Source organism: Herpetosiphon llansteffanensis (assembly GCF_003205875.1).
GTDB lineage: Bacteria > Chloroflexota > Chloroflexia > Chloroflexales > Herpetosiphonaceae > Herpetosiphon > Herpetosiphon llansteffanensis.
The window spans coordinates 89,995-105,912 of record NZ_PUBZ01000158.1; the positions used below are offsets into that span (position 1 = coordinate 89,995).

20 protein-coding genes are annotated in these 15,918 nt (G+C 51.1%); 6 read left to right on the forward strand and 14 right to left on the reverse strand.

The annotated features are described in order from the left end of the window. Window positions 1-9: 9 nt before the first annotated feature. Window positions 10-825, reverse strand: coding sequence for a TIGR02452 family protein (locus tag C5S61_RS25150; protein WP_110520101.1), 816 nt, complete (start codon window positions 823-825; stop codon window positions 10-12). Continuing rightward, window positions 822-1,604: a GNAT family N-acetyltransferase gene (locus C5S61_RS25155; protein WP_110520103.1), complete on the reverse strand. Its 783-nt coding sequence runs from the start codon at window positions 1,602-1,604 to the stop codon at window positions 822-824. The genes C5S61_RS25150 and C5S61_RS25155 overlap by 4 nt, the downstream gene beginning before the upstream one ends. A gap of 167 nt (window positions 1,605-1,771) precedes the next feature. Here C5S61_RS25155 and C5S61_RS25160 point away from each other — a divergent pair, with 167 nt between their 5' ends. Next, the gene (locus C5S61_RS25160; protein WP_164689780.1) at window positions 1,772-2,224 is read left to right on the forward strand and encodes an Hsp20/alpha crystallin family protein; all 453 of its coding nucleotides are present in this window, start codon (window positions 1,772-1,774) and stop codon (window positions 2,222-2,224) included. 30 nt (window positions 2,225-2,254) lie between these two features. Beyond that, window positions 2,255-4,702, forward strand: coding sequence for an endopeptidase La (gene lon, locus C5S61_RS25165; protein ID WP_110520107.1), 2,448 nt, complete (start codon window positions 2,255-2,257; stop codon window positions 4,700-4,702). A 56-nt stretch (window positions 4,703-4,758) separates the two neighbouring features. On the opposite strand, the gene C5S61_RS25170 is transcribed toward lon, so the two are convergent. The 6 genes from C5S61_RS25170 to C5S61_RS25195 form a co-directional block, all read right to left on the reverse strand. Continuing rightward, window positions 4,759-5,145: an STAS domain-containing protein gene (locus tag C5S61_RS25170; protein ID WP_110520109.1), complete on the reverse strand. Its 387-nt coding sequence runs from the start codon at window positions 5,143-5,145 to the stop codon at window positions 4,759-4,761. Between the two features lie 30 nt (window positions 5,146-5,175). Further along, window positions 5,176-5,640, reverse strand: a complete 465-nt coding sequence (locus C5S61_RS25175; RefSeq protein ID WP_054534363.1) for an ATP-binding protein — start codon at window positions 5,638-5,640, stop codon at window positions 5,176-5,178. 10 nt (window positions 5,641-5,650) lie between these two features. Further along, window positions 5,651-6,115 (reverse strand): ATP-binding protein, encoded by a 465-nt coding sequence (locus C5S61_RS25180; RefSeq protein ID WP_083469822.1) that lies wholly within the window; start codon window positions 6,113-6,115, stop codon window positions 5,651-5,653. 194 nt (window positions 6,116-6,309) lie between these two features. Continuing rightward, entirely contained in the window at window positions 6,310-6,852 is a 543-nt protein-coding gene (locus C5S61_RS25185; protein WP_110520111.1) for a YaeQ family protein, read from the reverse strand. An 8-nt stretch (window positions 6,853-6,860) separates the two neighbouring features. After that, window positions 6,861-8,393, reverse strand: coding sequence for a hypothetical protein (locus C5S61_RS25190; RefSeq protein ID WP_124033507.1), 1,533 nt, complete (start codon window positions 8,391-8,393; stop codon window positions 6,861-6,863). 299 nt (window positions 8,394-8,692) lie between these two features. Beyond that, entirely contained in the window at window positions 8,693-8,923 is a 231-nt protein-coding gene (locus C5S61_RS25195) for a hypothetical protein (RefSeq protein ID WP_110520114.1), read from the reverse strand. Window positions 8,924-9,352: 429 nt separating this feature from the next. On the opposite strand from C5S61_RS25195, the gene C5S61_RS25200 reads away from it, so the two are divergent. Then, window positions 9,353-10,231: a deoxyribonuclease IV gene (locus C5S61_RS25200; protein WP_110520116.1), complete on the forward strand. Its 879-nt coding sequence runs from the start codon at window positions 9,353-9,355 to the stop codon at window positions 10,229-10,231. After that, the gene (locus C5S61_RS25205; RefSeq protein ID WP_110520118.1) at window positions 10,232-10,756 is read left to right on the forward strand and encodes a DUF5679 domain-containing protein; all 525 of its coding nucleotides are present in this window, start codon (window positions 10,232-10,234) and stop codon (window positions 10,754-10,756) included. A gap of 58 nt (window positions 10,757-10,814) precedes the next feature. Here the strand turns inward: C5S61_RS25205 and C5S61_RS25210 are convergent, their stop codons facing one another. Next, window positions 10,815-11,024 (reverse strand): type II toxin-antitoxin system HicB family antitoxin, encoded by a 210-nt coding sequence (locus C5S61_RS25210; protein ID WP_110520120.1) that lies wholly within the window; start codon window positions 11,022-11,024, stop codon window positions 10,815-10,817. An 84-nt stretch (window positions 11,025-11,108) separates the two neighbouring features. Between C5S61_RS25210 and C5S61_RS25215 the strand changes: the two genes are divergently transcribed. Further along, a complete protein-coding gene (locus C5S61_RS25215) occupies window positions 11,109-11,597 on the forward strand; it encodes a hypothetical protein (protein ID WP_110520122.1) in 489 nt (162 codons plus the stop codon). Window positions 11,598-11,766: 169 nt separating this feature from the next. On the opposite strand, the gene C5S61_RS25220 is transcribed toward C5S61_RS25215, so the two are convergent. The 5 genes from C5S61_RS25220 to C5S61_RS25240 form a co-directional block, all read right to left on the reverse strand. Further along, a complete protein-coding gene (locus tag C5S61_RS25220; RefSeq protein WP_110520124.1) occupies window positions 11,767-12,324 on the reverse strand; it encodes an MOSC domain-containing protein in 558 nt (185 codons plus the stop codon). Window positions 12,325-12,421: 97 nt separating this feature from the next. Next, window positions 12,422-12,733, reverse strand: coding sequence for a hypothetical protein (locus C5S61_RS25225; RefSeq protein WP_110520126.1), 312 nt, complete (start codon window positions 12,731-12,733; stop codon window positions 12,422-12,424). A 71-nt stretch (window positions 12,734-12,804) separates the two neighbouring features. Beyond that, window positions 12,805-13,494 (reverse strand): phosphate signaling complex protein PhoU, encoded by a 690-nt coding sequence (gene phoU, locus C5S61_RS25230; RefSeq protein ID WP_110520128.1) that lies wholly within the window; start codon window positions 13,492-13,494, stop codon window positions 12,805-12,807. A gap of 40 nt (window positions 13,495-13,534) precedes the next feature. Continuing rightward, window positions 13,535-14,203: a phosphate signaling complex protein PhoU gene (gene phoU, locus C5S61_RS25235; protein WP_110520130.1), complete on the reverse strand. Its 669-nt coding sequence runs from the start codon at window positions 14,201-14,203 to the stop codon at window positions 13,535-13,537. Window positions 14,204-14,346: 143 nt separating this feature from the next. Beyond that, window positions 14,347-15,123, reverse strand: coding sequence for a formylglycine-generating enzyme family protein (locus tag C5S61_RS25240; RefSeq protein ID WP_164689781.1), 777 nt, complete (start codon window positions 15,121-15,123; stop codon window positions 14,347-14,349). An 81-nt stretch (window positions 15,124-15,204) separates the two neighbouring features. On the opposite strand from C5S61_RS25240, the gene C5S61_RS25245 reads away from it, so the two are divergent. Further along, the gene (locus C5S61_RS25245; RefSeq protein WP_110520134.1) at window positions 15,205-15,894 is read left to right on the forward strand and encodes a ComEA family DNA-binding protein; all 690 of its coding nucleotides are present in this window, start codon (window positions 15,205-15,207) and stop codon (window positions 15,892-15,894) included. Window positions 15,895-15,918 lie beyond the last annotated feature (24 nt).

Consider the following 15,918-nt stretch of genomic DNA (forward strand, 5'->3'; position numbering starts at 1 on the left):
GGCTGATTTTTAAGCTTGCAAGATTTTTGCAAATAACGCGACGTTGGCTTGGCGTGGGCTTGGGTCGTAGATTGCAAAATCAATTTGGGCAAACGGCCATGGCTGTTGGCCAATAACTTCTTTGAATAGGCGTGCGATCAGTGCTGGATCGTTGCCAAACACACCACAACCCCACGCCCCCAAAATCAAGCGTTCGATTGGTTGGCTGGCGCAAAACGCCAATAGCCGCTGCATACGTTGGCGCATGGCTGGCTCGACCTCGGCGCTTTGGCCTGTGCGGTTTTGACGAATTGCCCCAGCATTCACCGCCGCCATGGTAATTACATCGACCAAATACGCTTGATCGAGCCAATTGCCAGCGTCATCGCAGACCACCGGAACCTGCGGCGACCAAATCAGCGCATCGGAATAGAGCAAGTCGTTTTGCTGTTTATGGTAGCGGTAAAACTCACTACACTTGGTTAAACAAGGATACAACCCCGACGAACGGGCGATGCTTTCCTCTTGCGCTTGGCTGCCCCCTAAAAAACCACCACCTGGATTTTTGGCCGAAGCAAAATTTAATATTCCTACCCGCTGGCTTGCTTGGGCAGTGCGTTGAGCCGCTTCCAAGGTTGTGGCTGCATAGATGTTGATGCTTGGTTGTTGGCGAGCGTTGTTGCTTGCAGCCAATACGGTATCAGGCCAAACAATCGTGCTGGCTTGCTCGGCGGCCTGCTGCACTTCAGCAATGTTGACCCATTGATCAGCCTGATTGAAATAACCGCCAGCGCTCAAACAATCGAGCGTGCGTTGGGCGATGCTTTTGCGTTCTTCTCGTTTCATCGTAACCGTGCGGTTGCCTCCCAAAAACTGCCAACTTGCTGATAGCCAAGCGGCTCATAGATTTGGCGCGTTGCAAAATCGTTGCTTTTTACATCGTGAATGATATTGGTACAGCCTTGATCAAACAAACTTTGAGTCAGATGGGCAATGATTGTGCGCACATAGCCGTTGCCACGCAAGGCTGGGTCGGTGTAAACGTTGCCAATCGTTGCCAAGTGATCGCGGCTATTGACCAAGTGCGTTCCGCCGACCGCCACTAGTGCTCCATGGCGACGCACGCCATAGTATAACCCGCCATGCAACTGATCAGGGCTAAACGTCGGCACATCGTTCATGGTGTAGAACGCCGAAAGCTCGCCAAGATGCTGATCTTCGAGTTGCTCAAGCTGCGTGCCATTCGGCAGATCGCTGAGCTGGCCAGCCTCGATTGCAATCCGAATAATTGCTTGTTCGTTGCTGAAGCGGTAGCGCTGGCCTAACACTTGGCGATAGTGCTCGTTCATATTGGCCACAATACAGGCTTTGGGCCATTCGGTTTTGGCGGCCATGATTGCGTTAATGCCTTGAGCCGCGCCATAGGGAATTAAGGCCGTAAACGTGCTCGTGCGATACCACAGCAAAATTGCCCATTGGTTGCCATGCTCAGCAAGGCTAAATTGCGAGCGTTCGCGAAAGGGTGGTTGCAAATCGCCCAATGCATAGGCTGATTCAAGCCGATTTTGGCCTAGTAAGTCGTGCAATGTTTGGTCGGATGGAGTGAAATCAACCTGCCACGTCATGGAAACGTCCTGTCTTTGGGTTTGATGAAGGTATGCCGCTGCTTAAATTATAGACCTTGATCAAGCGATTACAAGATTAACACTTTGCCAACGCAGCGTCACTACTGTGTTAATGGAGCAGTGCTATGCTTTTTCTAGCAGTTTTTTTTAGTGGAGGTTCACATTCGATGGCTAAGTTTCTTGTGGTTCGCCAATTACCGCGCCTCCACACCCAACGAAGCGCCTTTGAACGCGATTGGCAAACCCCATGGCCGCGAACCAGTAGCGCCCGCGCGTTGATCTGGCGACCGCAAGCAGATGTCCATGAGTACGCCGAGCAATTTGTGATCAAGGTCGAACTGGCAGGCATGCGCGATGCAGCAATTGAAGTAACGCTTCACGATGGCGTGTTATATGTTAGCGGCCAACGCGAAGAGCATTGCCCAAGCCAAGGTGTCCACATCCATGAATTGGGAATTAATTATGGCCATTTTGAGCTAGAGTTCGCGATTCGTGCCCCGATCGACGAGGCCGCAATTAGCGCTCGCTACGACGATGGCATGTTGATTATCACGTTGCCCAAAAGCAACCCAGCCCAAGCTGAACCACGGCGGATCACGATTGAACAAACCAACGTCTAACTCGCATTGGTGCTAAAAAGGGGTTTTTGTATGTCAGATTTTGAACGAACGACCACAATTCCAGATGAAATCGCGATTTTGCCATTATTGGGAACGGTTGCCTATCCTCAAACCATCGTGCCATTGGCCGTTGGTCAGCCAGAGTCGATTCGTTTGATCGATGATCTGATGGCTGGGCAACGGATTGTTGGCTTGATGGCGCTAAAAAACGAAGATGAACGGCCCAGCCCAGTTACGCCTGAAGATTTTTATCAACTTGGCAGCGCTGCGGTTGTGCATAAATTGATGAAATTGCCCGATGGCACCTTGCGCGTGGCGATGCAAGTGCTTGAGCGGATTGAGATTGTTGAAATTACCCAAACCGAGCCATATTACCGAGCCAAAATTCGGGTTGTGCCCGACCAAACGATCGAGAGCGAAGAGCTTGAAGTTATTGCCTTGATGCGCTCGATTGGCACGATTGCCAGCCAAATTGCGCCCTTGATTCCGCAATTTCCAACCGAGTTGTTGAATTCGGTCTTGAGCGAAGAAGATCCCCGCCGTTTGGCCTATTTGGTGGCTTCGTATGCCCGCATGAGCGTGACTGATCGCCAAGCGGTCTTGAGCGAGCCAAGCATCAAGCAAAAATTGCTCAAATTAAACGAAGTGCTCACCCGCGAGTTGAATGTGCTGCAAATTGGCCAGCAAATTCAATCGCAGGTCCAAGATGAGCTTGGCAAATCGCAGCGCGAATATGTGTTGCGCGAACAACTCAAAGCAATTCGCAAAGAGCTGGGCGAAACCAACGAACAAGAAGTTGAAGTTGATCGTTTGGCCGAGCAAATCGAGGCTGCTGGCATGAGCGCCGAAGCCCACGAGCAAGCCATGCGCGAGCTTGATCGGCTGCGCCAAATGCCTGCTGCTGCTGCCGAATATAGCGTCATTCGCAGCTATTTGGAAACGCTGATTGCCTTGCCATGGCAAAAACGCAGCGACGACACGATTGATGTGGCGCAAGCTGCCGAAATTCTCGATGCCGACCATTATGGCTTGGCGGAAATCAAAGAGCGAATTTTGGATTATCTGGCGGTGCGCGAGTTGCGGCGCAAACGTTCGCCAGAGCGCGATCCAGGCCGTGGGGCAATTCTCTGTTTTGTTGGCCCTCCAGGCGTGGGCAAAACCAGCCTTGGCCGTTCGATTGCCAAAGCTATGAATCGCGAGTTTGTGCGTTTGTCGTTGGGCGGCGTGCACGACGAGGCCGAAATTCGCGGCCATCGCCGCACCTACATCGGCGCAATGCCTGGCAGTCTAATTCAAGCGATTCGGCGGAGCGGAGTCAACAATCCGGTTGTGCTGCTCGACGAAATGGATAAGCTCAGCTCAGATCATCGCGGCGACCCAACCTCGGCCATGCTCGAGGTGCTTGATCCTGCCCAAAACGCCAATTTCCGCGACCACTATTTGGATGTGGCTTGGGATTTGTCGCCAGTGATGTTTATTGCAACCGCCAATACCTTGCAAACCATTCCTGGGCCATTGCGCGATCGCTTGGAAATTATTCAGCTTGGCAGCTATACGACCCGTGAAAAGTACGAAATTGCTCAGCGCTATTTGGTGCCAGAGCAACGCGAGCAACATAGCCTTGAGTCAAGCGAAGTCGACATTCAACCAGATGCCTTGTTGGTGGCGATTGAAGAATATACCCGCGAAGCTGGCGTGCGCAATTTGGAGCAACACATTGGCACGGTGATGCGCAAAGCAGCGCGTCAAGTTGCGCTTGGTTCGGCCACGCCAATCGTGGTTAATCCAGCCAAAACCCGTGAATATTTGGGCAAGCAACGCTACTTCTCGGAAATTCACGAGCGCACCGATCGGCCTGGCATTGTCACAGGCTTGGTTTGGACTCCAGTTGGCGGCGATATTATCTTTATCGAGGCCACCAAAATGACTGGACGCGGCAACTTTGCCCTGAGTGGTCAGTTGGGCGATGTGATGAAAGAATCGGCGCGAGCTGCATTAAGTTGGGTGCGGGCTGAAGGCGAAAGCTACGGCATCGACCCACATTTTGCTCAACATTTCGATTTACACGTGCACGTACCAGCGGGCGCGCAACCAAAAGATGGTCCATCGGCGGGGATTGCCATGGCCACGGCTTTGGTTTCGTTGCTGACCGGACGAGCCTTGCGCGACGATGTGGCCATGACCGGCGAAATTACCTTGCGCGGCAAAGTGCTGCCAATCGGCGGCGTGCGCGAAAAAGTGCTGGCAGCCCATCGGGCAGGCATTCGAACGATCATTCTGCCACAGCGGAATATCGCTGATTTGGATGAAATTCCAGCAGAAGTGTTGGCCGAAATGGAATTTCATGGAGTTGAGCATGTTGGCCAAGTGATTGAGCTGGCCTTGCGCAAAGAGCCGAGCGAAGCACCAGTGAGTGTGCCAGAATCGGCAGTCATGGAAAACTTAATCCAATCAGATGTCGAAGTTTTGGTTCATTAAACGCAAACAGCGCCGTTGGAATTGCTCCAACGGCGCTGTTTCGTTAATCAGCTGAATTATGGTTTAGTTGGTTCGCTCGCAGCTTTTTGATGGCGTTGCATCGCGGCGATAGCTTCTTCTTCGCTGGCGAAGATGTCGGCATATTGGGCGAGGCCGACCATGCGGAAAATCTTTTGGAAGTGAGGGCTAAGGCCACTAATGGCCAGCTTTTGGGCTTGGCGATTGACCTCAGTGACCACCCCAATTAAAATAGCAATCCCCGCGCTGTTGATATAATCGCTTTGGCGCGAGTTGATAATAATATACTTAGCGCCATCTTTGCTAACGCCTTCGTATGCCCCCGTAATGGCCTCTTCGGCAAATGTGGTGACATCGCCTTCGAGATCAATAATCCAAATCCCGTCACGTTGACGGGTGGTAACTTTCAATTCATCATCAATCATAGGTCCAAAACTCCTTGACCAAGGATCGCGCTAGGCTGTGGCTGATCCATGCCGTCGTGGTGGATTATACATCGCTAATCGAAAACGATTGCCTTGTCCGGGCCGTGACGGTAGAAAGCCGCACTCATCAACAAGTTGTTCAATGAGCATTAAGCCCATCCCTCGCGCCGATGCCAGCCCAGCAAGTTTTTGCTCGATGGTTGCTGTTTCGATCTCTTGGGAGGGGTGAAAACGAAGACCTTCATCGCTAATAACCAACACCAGCCGATTGCGTGAAATCGTGCAGGTGATATGGATGCGGCGTTGGGTTTGGCGCTGATTGCCATGTTCGATGGCATTGATACAGGCCTCGCTCAGTGCCGTGCGTAAATCCTCAACGCGCGTTGGGTCAAACCCCATATTCCGTGCGAGCGTACCAATTGCTTCACGGGCGATTTTTTCATAGCCAAGCTGGCTGGGAAATATCAGTTCGATGGTGGCTTGGGTTTGCGCCATGTTCTTCAACTCAACGATCTAGGTGGATAACCATCCGTAATTTATTGCCGCCTGATGGTGCGACCGAAAACTGGACCTCATCCATCAGTTCTTTAATTAACCAGATTCCCCAACCACCTTTATCGTCGCTATGCAATACCTGGTGAATGTCGGGTGTACGCTCAGTGATGGTCTGATCAAGAATTTTACGCCCTTGATCTGCCACATCAACAATCAACCCGTCATCGCTGCCAGTAAAGACCACCACGACTTTCATTGCTGAATCGTGTTGATTGCCATGTTCAATTGCATTCGTTACTGCTTCGCTTACGGCAGTGCGCAGCGAATCAACGCGATCATGAGAGAAGCCCATCCGTTTCGCCATTGCACTGGCGGTATCCATGGCGACTTTCTCGTACCCCAGCCGACTCGGCAAGTGGAGTTCAATCACCCGTTCTTCATCGCCACTAGGGGCCATGTATTGTGGATTGGACATTTGGAAACCTCACGTCGCTCGCAATGACGATGCTAGCCCTCAATATACCATAGGCGAATAAGCCTATGCAAGCTTGATTTTGCCGCACGCTGCTGGCTATTGCGCTGTGCTGGCGGTTGAGCGAAGGCTATGCTTCTGCCGAGTATAACAAAGGTTGCTAGCTGCTTCAAGACCTACACTTCTAATTATCGTTGCTAGTTATTAATCCGATGTTCTTCAACTTGGCTATTCAGGCTTTGACCTGCAATTTCAACATAAATTTGTTGTTCAGTCAGCGAAATGCCTAAATCACAGCGGCGTTCGATCAAATTGGCAACGTTTTCAATAAAACGCCGATCAAAGGCATAGACCGGAATTTGCTCTGCTTGATAGATGCTTTTGCCGCTGAAATTGCCCAGCACTTGGGCAACATCGCGATGGGTGTAGACCGCCGCACGCCCAGCTCGTTTGCTGCCGCGATGTAAGCGTTCTGCATCAGGCGCGCCAACTTCAAACCACCCAGTCACTTGCCCCGTCAAATCGCGAATCCAGACCGCTGGTTCGTCGCCAGCAGCCACGCCTTGAGTAAAGGCAATGCCATCCGTGTATTCTAAGCAATAGGCCAAAATACGCATCAACATATATTCTGCTGATTCAGATGGTTGGCGGGCTACCCGCAGTTCTAATTGCTCGTAGACGTTGCGGTCCACATTGGCCAAATCAACATTAATCGTATAAATGGTTGCACTGAGTGCCATGAATGCTCCTAATTAAGTAATTTTTGATAAATTGCTAGTTCGAATGGGTTGCCATTGCTGTTGACCCCATGATACTGCTTGAGCAAGCGAAACTCGCTGGGATTTTCCAACAAACTGCGGGGGGTTTGCCATTGCAGTGTCCACGCAAAGCGCGAATCCCAAACCACAATGCTGCCAATTGGCGCTTGGGCAACTGCGCTGGGCGTAATCGGCTGATACTGCGCCGGATCATAGGGATCGATGCCTGTGCCATAGGCAAACCATGGAATCGCGGCCAAAACCAGCTGCTGGCGATGCTCGCTTTGCTTAAACCATGCCGTGCTGTTCAGCACTTGCTGGTCGCTATCCTGCATGATAAAGGGCTGGACGCGAATGAATAATCCCAATAAGCCGATGATCACGCTTGCACCAACTAAGCGCTGATACCACACGGTTTTGAGCATTGGCAGCATGAGCAAGGCCACCAAACCAATGCTAAGCAACGCGTCGTAGAGCACAATCCCCCGAGTTTGCCAGCGAATCCAAGCCATACCCAACAGGCCAATCATCACCAAACCTAAGGCTGCGCGCACAGCCCAGCGTTGCCAATTGATGTTCATTGGTTGACGTAATGCATGCAAGCCGTAAGCGCTAAATGTGCCGATAATCGGCGCTAAAATGGCTAAATGGCGGTCGTAGCCAGCAATTTGGGTTGCGGGAATCTTCCAATAACTGAGCGCCAGAATTGCGATATAGCCAACCGTCCACGAGTGCAGGGCGTTCCAGCGCATGCGCAAAAAGCCATACACCGCTAGCGCAAATGGCACGCTGCCAAAGGCCACTGGCAAGCGCGTGATGTAATGCCACCACGGGCCAGTGCCATAAAATGCCACGCTATCGCCTTTTTGAAACAACACCCGATCAAGCGGAAACAGCAGGTTGGTCCAATCGTTGAGCCGCAATGCCCAAAAGCCATTCCAAATCAGCATTGGTAAGGCCATCAGGCCAAGCTGCCAGTAGCGCCGTTCTTTGATCAGGCTGAAGGCGAAGAAGATTAATAGTGGTAGCGTTTCATAACGCGCCAATGGAATCAAGCCAGCGAACAAGGCCATTAAATTCCAGTGTTGGCGGCGTTGGGCCAGCAAGGCTGCTGCTAAGTAGGCTGCGCAGGGCAACTCGGTTAATGCGGCAAAGCTTAGGCGGGCGAATTCTGGCTGAATGCCGGTGAAAATTGCCGCCAACCAATACCATTCGACCGCAAATTCTGCCGCCAAATAGGCAGCTAAACCACAGATCAACGCCGCCAGAATGGCGCTTTGCATGTGTACTGCGGTCAAGCCAAACTGGCTGATCAGCGCATAGGGAATCGTAAAGCCAGGCCGACCCCAGACATCAAGCAACAACTCAGGGTGTTTGAGGCTCCAGCGGGCAATCAAAAAATGCTGAATCGAATCGTCGCTGTAGGTGCCACTAGAGCGCAATCCATAGCTAACAAAAATTAATAGCAACAGGCCACAGCTTAGCCAGAACCATTTGCTTGAACGGCGCAAAAATCCCACCACACATTCCTCGTTGGCTCATTCGAACGTCTGGCAGTATACCACTGGTCGTGAGCTGGGGATCGGTTGTTGGGGGCTGGGGATTGGGAAACGAAACCGCGAAGAGCGCGAAGGACACGAAGATAGGGCTATTGGCTATGGGCTTTGGGCTATGGGACTAGGCCGACCAACGGATCCCCAGCCCCTGACCCCGCGATTTTGACTTTTGACTTCTGACTTTTGACTTCTGACTTCGGTCGCAAGAAAGTCTAGTCATCAAGATTCTCGAACTCTGCTGCATGCTCGATTAACATATCGATAACTTATTGATGCGGTTTGAAATGATCGCTCCAGGTTTGACTAAAATGGGTTAATCGTTTAGCCTCGCCCAGCCCACAGCCAAGGCAATCGAGTAAAACAATCATTGAATTGGGCTTTGAACAGCCTTCTTTGCGCAAAAAGCCTAAAATATCCTCGACTTCTGTCAAACCTTGGGCTTTTACCTTTGCGCTAAATTCCTGAATGATAGCATTCGTCTTTTCATTGCCGTACATATGGCGCTCCAGTGTTAATCGCAGTTTGTGAAGCTTATCGTACACTATATGAGGGATCAGGGGCTAGGCGGCAGGTGAAAAACGAAACCGCGAAGAGCACGAAGGGGGAAATAGGCATATATCAACAATCCTACACGTAAATATTTGGGGGTGCAGGGGGCTGAAAACCCCTTGCGTTTCCCTCCGGCGGAGGGACGGAAGGGAGGCGAAATGATGGGTCAGCAATCAGCGATTAGAGATAAGGTGTCAGCGCTCAATAAAGTGGAAACACAAACCGTAAACATTATCTACTTTGATGAAAGTTTATATTAGATTTCAGTCTGCTATAAAGAATAAATGATTATCAATAATTGCTGCGAAGCGCTAATCTCAACCATGGCTTGAAAGTGCTATAATTGCAGGCGACACTTGTTTGGAGCGAGAAACCCCATGCCCAATTTAGGAGCGCATGTTTCAACCGTTGGTGGTTTGCACACAGCCTTTGAGCGCGCGCATGCCACAACATGTCATGTGATTCAAATTTTTACCAAAAGCCAACGCCAATGGAATGCCAAGCCATTAAGTGCCGCTGATTGTGCTACGTTTCAAGCAGCGCATCGTGATGCTGGCACGCCACCCTTGATTGCCCACGATTCATACTTGATCAATTTGGGCAGTCCCGACGATAGCTTATGGGAAAAATCGATCGCGGCCTTTCGGGTTGAGCTAGAGCGTTGCCAGCAGTTGGGGGTTGGCGCGTTGGTCACCCACCCAGGCGCTCATGTTGGCTCAGGCGAGGCCGCAGGCTTGGAGCGGGTTGGCGCTGCATTGCGGCGTTTGCTGGCCGAAAATGCTGGCGATACCGACATTTTGCTCGAGATTACCGCTGGCCAAGGCACAGCCTTGGGGCATAGCTTTGAGCATTTGTCCCGCTTGATCGAGCTGTGCGATGGCCATCCACGGCTTGGAATTTGCTTTGATACCTGCCATGGCTTAGCTGCTGGCTACGATTTTCGCACTGCCGAAGGCTACCAAAGCACGTTTGAGCATTTTGATCGTTTAATCGGCATCGATCGCTTGCGGGCCTTCCATCTCAACGATTCCAAGAACGATCTTGGTAGCCGCGTTGACCGTCATACCCATATTGGTGAGGGATTTGTGGGCTTGGCTGGTTTTGAGTTGATTCTGAACGATCCTCGCTTTCAAACGATTCCGATGGCTTTAGAGACCCCGAAAGAACCAGATGAAAGCGCAGATATTCGCAATTTAGCAACGCTGCGTGGTTTGCGCCGCTCAGTTGTTAGCTCAGCACCACAAAGCGAGGTATAAATGGGAAACCAACCAAAAAGCAAACGCAGGTTGTGGGTGTCGTTGTTGTTGGGCTTGGCCGCTGTAGTGGTGATTGTGCGGCGCAAGCTGCAACCAATCGATTCGGCTCCAATTTTGCCACCGCCACCGCCGCCACCATCAGATCCGCCGCGGATCGTCTTGCCAACCGATATTTTAACCACGGAAGTTGCGACCAGCGCTCCCGAAGTGGAAGCCGATCCGGTTGCCGTCGAGCCAGAACCAGTTGCTGATGAAGCGCCATTGTTGGAACGCGAAGTTGGCGGCAATGACTCAGCGAGTGCAGAAGGCGAAGCTCCAGCTGCCGAAGTTGAAGCTGAAACCGAAGCTCTAGCCGAGGATGACGACGACGATGATGAGTTGCGCAGCTACTGCGTCTCATGTCGCGCCAAGCAGCCAATGATCGATGCCCATGAAGAGTTGACCGAAAATGGCCGCCGTGCCTTGCGCGGAACCTGTGAAGTCTGTGGCGCTGGGATGTTCCGATTCTTGCCCAACAAAGATTAATCGTTCAATGAATGTTGGCAACCCCCAGTCAGTTTCAAAATGCTGGGGGTTGTTAATTTTAGCCCTTGGTTTCTGGCTCAAATTCAATATAATCAACTAAGGTGGTCGATGGCAGAATCTCTTCGCCCTCTAAATGGAATACAATCGCTTCTTGCAACAGTTGTTTAACTTCTTCTGGCGTTTCACCGGTGGCAACACAACCTAAAACATCGAGAATATAGCCCGAATAGTTATTTGGAGCTTTTTCAATTACAATTGCATAGCGCATCATTGCCCTCCTTTGTTGAAGTTGATTGCGCTAGTATAGCAAATTAATCAAGCTTTGGCTGCTAATTATTGCTAGGGAGAGAAGATGAATTATGTACGGATTGCACCATTATCCATGGTCTTAGGTTTGACGCTTGTGCTTGCTGCCTGCGGCGCTGCCGCACCCTCAGCTGCATGTTATGCACTTGCCGATTTAGAAAAAATGCCAGAATCCCACTTTCTACAAACCGATACTGTGCGCTTGCATTATGAGGCAACTAATGGTGAAAACCATCAAGAAAGCCCCTATTATGGGGTTGTTCGCGTTGTGATGGGCAGTATGCAGACGAAACAAGCCTTCTTCCAGACCTATACCACCTATCTTCAACAGCAAGGATGGACGCAAAGGGATACATATCATGCAGAAGATCATATGTGGGAGAAAGATGCATTGACTTTAGAGCTTAGTAGTGTTGATCCCAATAACAGTCGCGGTATCCCAGCCGAATCGAAACAAGTCCATCGCACATGGTATGTGCTCTTGCTTGGAGAATTCAAAGGAAGTGAATGCTCAACCACCGCAGTACCGAAATAATGCGCTGATCTAAAAGCCCTAAAACTCCAAACGGCCCAGTTGGGCCGCTTGAAGAAGAGAAGAGTGTGTGTGAGGAGGAAGGATTTGTTCATAGTATCGCCTTCGTAGCTTACCGAGAACCTAACGATTGCTCACACCCATAGTCCTATATTCCTGCCTGCCATGGGGGTTAGATTTTGCTAACAACATCCCCTTGGCGAATTGTGCCTGGCTGTACAACCCGCGCGTTGATGCCACGCAAGTGTAGTTCTTTGCCAACCGCCGAATTGACAAACTTGATCGCATCTTGGCCATAGCGCTCGGCAAATTTTTTGCAGCCATTATGTGGTTGGTCAGTTACCTCGATAATTGTATCGCCAATTGCCAAGCGTGTGCCTGCTGGCAAATTCTCGTCGCTCAAATCGAGATCAATAAATAATTGATCGCCAGCCAATTGCCAACGCTCTTGATCTGGCGAGAGCAGGCCAATCGAGCGCACATTGATAATATTCAGCTGCATATCGGGGTGCGAGCTACCATCTTCGGTGCGCGAACTGCCACGGGTTTTCCAATTGTCGCCAACTAAGCCTTCGACCAAATCAAGCTGGCCTTGATCGAGCACTTCGCGTTGCTCGCTGGCAGGTCGACGAACGATTAATTGCAAAACCCCTTGATTCTTGGGCGCTTGGCGAATATGGTCTAAGCCAGCTTCAAGCGTCTCCATTGGAACATATTCAAGATCGATCATGCTACCTACCTCAGCCTAAACAAAAAAACGAGCCTCCTGTTGGAGACTCGCTGCGCCAACTGTGGCGCTTTATTATGCCATAGCCATGGCTGTGATGCTAGCGGAATTTGAGCAAATTGCCCAATTTGATTCCGTGGGCTTGCAAGCGTTTGCCAACATTGCCCAAAACCCAGGCAATGGGGGCGATTGCGGCCAAGGCTAAGCCAAGCCACAAGCTAATCGACCAAGTTTCAAGCAGCGCTGCCCGCCAAACGAGGAGCGCGCCAAGTGCCGAAAGGCCAGTCCAAATGCCGAGTAACCAGAGCATGCTTGCTCGGCCTTGGATCGCCCCGCGCAATGTTGCCACTGCAACCCAGCCGAATCCGAGTAAAGCCAAAAATCCCAGCCACGCCAATAACGTCCAAATCATACATCCTCCAATGCCAAGCAAATGCAATCCGAGGATACTACGCTGCTCGCGCTCCGAGGTTCCAACCCAATTTAGTGATTAAGTGCTACAACCTTACCCGTAATCAGATATTCGATCTGTTCGGCCAAGTTGGTAACCCGATCGCCGAGCCGTTCGAGATTATGCGCCAAGGTCAGCAGATGAATTGCTGCGGCAGCAAGATCAGGGCTGCTGGTTGAAATGTTAACTGTGGCTTCGAACATCTCACGATACAATTGATCGATCACATCGTCGAGCGTCGTTACGCGATCGGCAAAGCTGCGATCGTTTTTGCGCAAAGCTTCGAGGCCAGCATGCAAAATTTCGCTGGTGCGCTGGCTCAATTCATTAATTAAGCGCGGAATTGGCTGCGGCATTTCGGCAACGCTCACAAAATTGGGCGTGGCAGCAATTCGTTCCTGCAATTTGCAGATTGTTGCCGCATAATCACCCATGCGTTCTAGCTCTGGCAGAAGGCTGAGAACCACACTCACCAAGCGCAAATCACGGGCTAATGGCTGTTGGGTTGCGATGATCAACAGGGCTTGATCATGCAACCGCTGAACCTCGTGATTGATTGTTTGGTCGTTTTGCACAACCTTGCGCACCGTCGCTTGATCGTAAAGTTTGATCGATTGAAGCGCTTTAGATAAGGCTGCTTCGACCATGGTGCCAACGCGAAAAACCCCATCGTGCAACTCGGTGAGTTGTTCATCAAAAACTTGACGGTGAGACACGCCCATTGAAAACCTCCAACAGAGAATTTGCCAACCTGTTCCTCAATTACGCCCGTTGTTCATTCAGGTCGGCCATTTGCCCTGTTGCCATAAAGACAACCCGTTCACCGATATTGGTGGCACGGTCGGCGATGCGTTCGAGATTATGCACAACGTACAATAAACGGGTTGCTTGTTCAACAGTGCTAGCATCAGCAATCATAACTTCGAGAATTTCGCGTTGAACGCGATCGGTTTGGTTGTCGATTTCGTCATCAGCAGCACTGAGCGTTTTGGCCAGCTTAACGTCAATCCGCGTATAGCATTCCAAGGCGGTGCGCAGCATCGTTTGCGCTTTGCTGGTCATCGATGGCACTTCAGCTTGTGGCTTGAGCGCTGGAGTTTGGCCTTGCCGAATCGCAATTTTGGCAATCCCTTCAGCATAATCGCCAACGCGTTCAAGCTCACTCGCAATCGTAATAATCGCACTGACTAAACGTAAATCACGCGCGACTAATGGTTGTTGGGTTGCAAACAGCAAGAGGGCTTTTTCTTCCAAAGCATATTGGGCCTTGTCAATTAAATCATCGTTGCGAATAACAGCCTGGGCCATGGCCTCGTCATGGTTGGTTAATGCCTGAATTGACTGGCCAATGGCGGTTTCGACCAATGCTCCCATGCGTAAGAGATCATCATTTAATGACCGAAGTTGCTGCTCGTAATGTTCCCGTGACATACCATCCTCCGATGCGCTAGGAAGGCTACGCCTGCTGGATAAAGTAGCTGAAATGTCGAATAAGCTTCCCGTGAATAGCCTGCGATTATACCACGCTTTTGGCTTTTTTTTCGATTGAATTAGCTTGATTATGCAGTCAGCGATTAATCACTCTTGGGCAAGTTGTAGGCCAGCCGAAAGCCCAATAAATGGGTCGAGCGTTCAGGTGGCAAGCGAAAACGGCAGGTATTACGGGCAAAATGGCCAGGGTTACCCCAGCAGCCACCGCGCATAATCCGCCGCCGATCGGCTTCTGGAGCAGGTTGTAGCGCTTCGCGACCATCGTCAGCAATATAGGGATACGATTTTTGCAGCGAACTTGTCCATTCCCAAATATTGCCTGCTAAATCGTAGACCCCAAATGGACTTGCTGCTTGTGGATAACTGCCAACCGGCGCTAAGCCGCCGCGCAGGCTTTCTTTAATATTCATCAATGTTGGGTCAAAATCATCGCCCCATGGATAGATGCGCGTATCATCGCCACGTGCCGCTCGCTCCCACTCTGCTTCGCTTGGCAAACGCAAGGCTAGCCCAACTTCGCCGCTCAGCCAGCCACAAAAGGCCATTGCTTCATCCCATGTTACATCGACCACTGGATAGGTGGCAAGCTCGGCGGGCGGTTGCTGGCCATGCCAAACAATTGGCGCACGCTGGCCCGACTGCTTGATCCATTGAGCATACAGTTCATTGGTAACTGGCACTTGGGCCAGCGCAAAAGCGGCAATTTCAACCGGATGTTGCGGTGCTTCTTCAGCATACGATTCACGCGTGCCACCGAAACGCCGTGCTAAATCGCTAAGTTGCTCGTTGGGCGTGCCCATTTGCACAATGCCACGCGGAATTGTGCAAAAATGGGGCAAAAGATCACGAATTTGCTTCAATTGGGCTTCCTTCATGCCAAAAAATGCCAATCTGTGGCTCTAAAGATACCAGACTTTTAATTGTGCTTGGGAGGTGCGCCGATGTTGCAACAGATTCGTTGGCAATGGCTACTGGGAATTGTTGTGGCTGGATTTTTGGGCTGGAATCTTTGGCAATCAACTGCCAGCGCTGGCTCGGAGGGCGAGGAGGCATTGAGTTTATGGCCAACCAGTGCTCCAACTGAAGTACCAACGCTTGAGCCAATTACGCCGACTTTGGCATTAACCCCAACGCTTACCTTGCCCGAAGTAACGCCTACGCTTGCCGTATTGGGAGCATATATTAGTGGCGCGGTCGCCAAACCTGGGGTTTATGAGTTGCCCATTGGCGCGCGGCTTGATGATTTGGTGCAGGCTGCTGGCGGCTTGCAAGCCAACGCCGATTCACAGGCACTTAATTTGGCAGCCTATTTGCAGGATGCTCAACATGTGCATGTGCCAATTGTTGGCGAAACGCCTGCGCCGACCAGTGAGCCAACAGCTGAGCCACGGGTGGCAGTGCCAGCGCAAGCGCCAACCAGTGTTGCGCGGCAACCTACATTAATCAATATCAACACGGCCAGCGCGACAGAGCTAGAAAGTTTGCCCAAAATTGGCCAAGCGATTGCCGAACGGATTGTGGCCTATCGCGAGGAACATGGCGCGTTTGCCACGATTGAGGCGATTCAAGAGGTCAAAGGGATTGGGGCTAGCACCTTTGCGGAAATCGAAAGCCTGATTACGGTGGAATAAACGTTGCTTGCCGATAGTTAAGCA

Bases quoted from the DNA above. Each gene is read 5' to 3' on its own strand.
- C5S61_RS25150 (WP_110520101.1), bottom strand. From the start codon at position 825: ATGAAACGAGAAGAACGCAAAAGCATCGCCCAACGCACGCTCGATTGT.
- C5S61_RS25155 (WP_110520103.1), bottom strand. From the start codon at position 1,604: ATGACGTGGCAGGTTGATTTCACTCCATCCGACCAAACATTGCACGAC.
- C5S61_RS25160 (WP_164689780.1), top strand. From the start codon at position 1,772: ATGGCTAAGTTTCTTGTGGTTCGCCAATTACCGCGCCTCCACACCCAA.
- lon (WP_110520107.1), top strand. From the start codon at position 2,255: ATGTCAGATTTTGAACGAACGACCACAATTCCAGATGAAATCGCGATT.
- C5S61_RS25170 (WP_110520109.1), bottom strand. From the start codon at position 5,145: ATGATTGATGATGAATTGAAAGTTACCACCCGTCAACGTGACGGGATT.
- C5S61_RS25175 (WP_054534363.1), bottom strand. From the start codon at position 5,640: ATGGCGCAAACCCAAGCCACCATCGAACTGATATTTCCCAGCCAGCTT.
- C5S61_RS25180 (WP_083469822.1), bottom strand. From the start codon at position 6,115: ATGTCCAATCCACAATACATGGCCCCTAGTGGCGATGAAGAACGGGTG.
- C5S61_RS25185 (WP_110520111.1), bottom strand. From the start codon at position 6,852: ATGGCACTCAGTGCAACCATTTATACGATTAATGTTGATTTGGCCAAT.
- C5S61_RS25195 (WP_110520114.1), bottom strand. From the start codon at position 8,923: ATGTACGGCAATGAAAAGACGAATGCTATCATTCAGGAATTTAGCGCA.
- C5S61_RS25200 (WP_110520116.1), top strand. From the start codon at position 9,353: ATGCCCAATTTAGGAGCGCATGTTTCAACCGTTGGTGGTTTGCACACA.
- C5S61_RS25205 (WP_110520118.1), top strand. From the start codon at position 10,232: ATGGGAAACCAACCAAAAAGCAAACGCAGGTTGTGGGTGTCGTTGTTG.
- C5S61_RS25210 (WP_110520120.1), bottom strand. From the start codon at position 11,024: ATGCGCTATGCAATTGTAATTGAAAAAGCTCCAAATAACTATTCGGGC.
- C5S61_RS25215 (WP_110520122.1), top strand. From the start codon at position 11,109: ATGAATTATGTACGGATTGCACCATTATCCATGGTCTTAGGTTTGACG.
- C5S61_RS25220 (WP_110520124.1), bottom strand. From the start codon at position 12,324: ATGATCGATCTTGAATATGTTCCAATGGAGACGCTTGAAGCTGGCTTA.
- C5S61_RS25225 (WP_110520126.1), bottom strand. From the start codon at position 12,733: ATGATTTGGACGTTATTGGCGTGGCTGGGATTTTTGGCTTTACTCGGA.
- phoU (WP_110520128.1), bottom strand. From the start codon at position 13,494: ATGGGCGTGTCTCACCGTCAAGTTTTTGATGAACAACTCACCGAGTTG.
- phoU (WP_110520130.1), bottom strand. From the start codon at position 14,203: ATGTCACGGGAACATTACGAGCAGCAACTTCGGTCATTAAATGATGAT.
- C5S61_RS25245 (WP_110520134.1), top strand. From the start codon at position 15,205: ATGTTGCAACAGATTCGTTGGCAATGGCTACTGGGAATTGTTGTGGCT.